This is a genomic window from Streptomyces sp. NPDC058375 (assembly GCF_042723425.1).
GTDB lineage: Bacteria > Actinomycetota > Actinomycetes > Streptomycetales > Streptomycetaceae > Streptomyces > Streptomyces durocortorensis.
Genome location: NZ_JBHXJG010000446.1, coordinates 1 through 2663, shown reverse-complemented (window position 1 = coordinate 2663; position 2663 = coordinate 1). Strand labels below are relative to the sequence as shown.

Annotated in this window: 3 protein-coding genes; 1 reads left to right on the top strand and 2 read right to left on the bottom strand. The window is 70.2% G+C overall.

From position 1 onward, the window contains the following. Positions 1-45: 45 nt before the first annotated feature. Both ACFWM7_RS34845 and ACFWM7_RS34840 read right to left on the bottom strand, forming a co-directional pair. The gene (locus tag ACFWM7_RS34845; protein WP_006124925.1) at positions 46-342 is read right to left on the bottom strand and encodes a DUF3039 domain-containing protein; all 297 of its coding nucleotides are present in this window, start codon (positions 340-342) and stop codon (positions 46-48) included. 53 nt (positions 343-395) lie between these two features. After that, the gene (locus ACFWM7_RS34840) at positions 396-956 is read right to left on the bottom strand and encodes a YqgE/AlgH family protein (RefSeq protein ID WP_383268672.1); all 561 of its coding nucleotides are present in this window, start codon (positions 954-956) and stop codon (positions 396-398) included. A gap of 287 nt (positions 957-1243) precedes the next feature. On the opposite strand from ACFWM7_RS34840, the gene murA reads away from it, so the two are divergent. Next, a complete protein-coding gene (gene murA / locus ACFWM7_RS34835; protein WP_006124927.1) occupies positions 1244-2584 on the top strand; it encodes a UDP-N-acetylglucosamine 1-carboxyvinyltransferase in 1341 nt (446 codons plus the stop codon). Positions 2585-2663: the final 79 nt, after the last annotated feature.

The following is a 2663-nucleotide window of genomic DNA, read 5'->3' as shown; positions in this document are numbered from 1 at the left end:
GTGTCGCGCGCCCCGGGGGGCCTGACAGCAAATGAGGGAGCGGACCTACTTCTTGTCCTTGCCGCCGCCCTTGCCCTTGTCCTTGTCGCCGCCGGCGCCCATGGACTCGTAGATCTCCTTGCACATGGGGCAGACCGGGTACTTCTTGGGGTCGCGCCCCGGCACCCAGACCTTGCCGCACAGCGCGACCACGGGAGTGCCCTCCAGGGCGCTCGCCATGATCTTGTCCTTCTGGACGTAATGGGCGTAGCGCTCGTGGTCGCCGTCGCCCCTCGACACCTGCGGCGTCGGTTCGACGAGGGTTCCCGTACCTGCCCCGCGATCGGGCTCAAGAGTGCTCATAACCGCCAAGGGTACTGAAAGAGACGGGCATCGGTTGAGGGAAGGGTCGGCCGTCAGTTCAGGGAAGGGTCGTCCGGATACGTGGCGATCATCGCGAGCTCGCTGCGCTGGCGGCGGAGCACCGCGCGCCAGAGCTGCTCGGGGCGCGGCGAGGAGACGTCGCCGGGCTCGGACTCGACCACGAACCACGCGCCCTCGCTGAGCTCGCCCTCCAGTTGACCGGGGCCCCAGCCCGCGTACCCGGCGAAGATCCGCAGCGAGCCGAGGGCCGGGCCGAGCAGCTCCGGCGGGGTCTCCAGGTCGACGAGGCCGATCGCCCCGTGCACCCGCCGCCAGCCGAGCGGGCCCTCGTCGCCGGGGATCACCGCCACGCCGAGCGCGGAGTCGAGCGAGACGGGCCCGCCCTGGAAGACGACGTCCGGCTCGCCGGTCAGGGCGGCCCAGGACGCGAGGATGTCGCCGACGCCGACCGGGGTCGGGCGGTTGAGGACCACGCCGAGGGAGCCCTCCTCGTCGTGGTCGAGGAGCAGCACCACCGCGCGGTCGAAATTCGGGTCCGTGAGGGCGGGTGCGGCCACGAGCAGTCGCCCTGTGAGCGAGGACACCTCGGTCATGGCAGGAATGATCCCGCATCTTCGCCCTTCACGGGGGCCGAGTGACCGTGATGCCGCCCTCAGGAGAGCGAGCGCAGCTCAGGGCGCACGGAGGCACGAGGAGCGCACCGTACGACGGGCGCACGGTGGGCCATCCGGACGGTAACCCTCCGCAAGATCGGATGCGCGGAGGGTGTTGTGGCGGATTCATGACGTTCGTACACCCCCCTTCGCCTTACGGAAGGGGGGTAGGAGGCCATTACCCTTTTCGTTGGCCCCCTGCCCGACCACTCCGGAACGCGAGATACATGACCGGCACAGACGATGTCCTGCTTGTCCACGGCGGCACCCCGCTGGAGGGCGAGATCCGCGTCCGAGGCGCCAAGAACCTGGTGCCGAAGGCCATGGTCGCCGCGCTGCTCGGCAGCGGGCCCAGCCGCCTCCGCAACGTTCCCGACATCCGTGACGTACGGGTGGTCCGGGGGCTTCTCCAGCTGCACGGCGTCACCGTCCGCCCCGGCGACGAGCCGGGCGAACTGATCCTCGACCCCTCGCACGTCGAGTCGGCGAACGTCGCCGACATCGATGCCCACGCGGGTTCGTCGCGGATCCCGATCCTCTTCTGCGGCCCGCTGCTGCACCGCCTCGGCCACGCCTTCATCCCGGGCCTCGGCGGCTGCGACATCGGCGGCCGGCCGATCGACTTCCACTTCGAGGTGCTGCGCCAGTTCGGCGCGACCATCGAGAAGCGGGCCGACGGCCAGTACCTGGAGGCCCCGCAGCGGCTGCGCGGCACCAAGATCCGGCTGCCGTACCCCTCGGTGGGCTCCACCGAGCAGGTGCTGCTCACCGCCGTCCTCGCCGAGGGCGTCACCGAGCTGTCCAACGCGGCCGTCGAGCCGGAGATCGAGGACCTCATCTGCGTACTGCAGAAGATGGGCGCGATCATCTCCATGGACACCGACCGGACCATCCGGATCACCGGTGTCGACAAGCTCGACGGTTACACCCACCGGGCGATCCCGGACCGCCTGGAGGCGGCTTCCTGGGCGTCGGCGGCGCTGGCGACCGAGGGCAACATCTATGTGCGCGGCGCCCAGCAGCGCTCGATGATGACCTTCCTCAACACCTACCGCAAGGTCGGCGGCGCCTTCGAGATCGACGACGAGGGCATCCGCTTCTGGCACCCGGGCGGCGCGCTCAACGCCATCGCGCTGGAGACGGACGTGCACCCCGGCTTCCAGACCGACTGGCAGCAGCCGCTGGTGGTGGCGCTGACGCAGGCCGCGGGCCTCTCCATCGTCCACGAGACGGTGTACGAGTCGCGGCTCGGCTTCACCTCCGCGCTCAACCAGATGGGCGCGCACATCCAGCTCTACCGCGAGTGCCTGGGCGGCTCGGACTGCCGCTTCGGCCAGCGCAACTTCCTGCACTCGGCGGTCGTGTCCGGGCCGACGAAGCTGCAGGGCGCGGACCTGGTCATCCCGGACCTCCGGGGCGGCTTCTCGTACCTGATCGCGGCACTGGCGGCGCAGGGCACCTCCCGGGTGCACGGCATCGACCTGATCAACCGCGGTTACGAGAACTTCATGGAGAAGCTGGAGAAGCTCGGCGCGAAGGTGGAGCTGCCGGGCGGTTCCCTGGTCTGACCCCGCTCAGTGCTGCCGCACACAGCACTGCGCACCGCGCAGTACCCGCGTGAGCGCCCCGCCGCCCCGGTTCCGGTCC

Coding starts and splice junctions, on each gene's coding strand:
- ACFWM7_RS34845 (WP_006124925.1), bottom strand. CDS start 342: ATGAGCACTCTTGAGCCCGATCGCGGGGCAGGTACGGGAACCCTCGTC.
- ACFWM7_RS34840 (WP_383268672.1), bottom strand. CDS start 956: ATGACCGAGGTGTCCTCGCTCACAGGGCGACTGCTCGTGGCCGCACCC.
- murA (WP_006124927.1), top strand. CDS start 1,244: ATGACCGGCACAGACGATGTCCTGCTTGTCCACGGCGGCACCCCGCTG.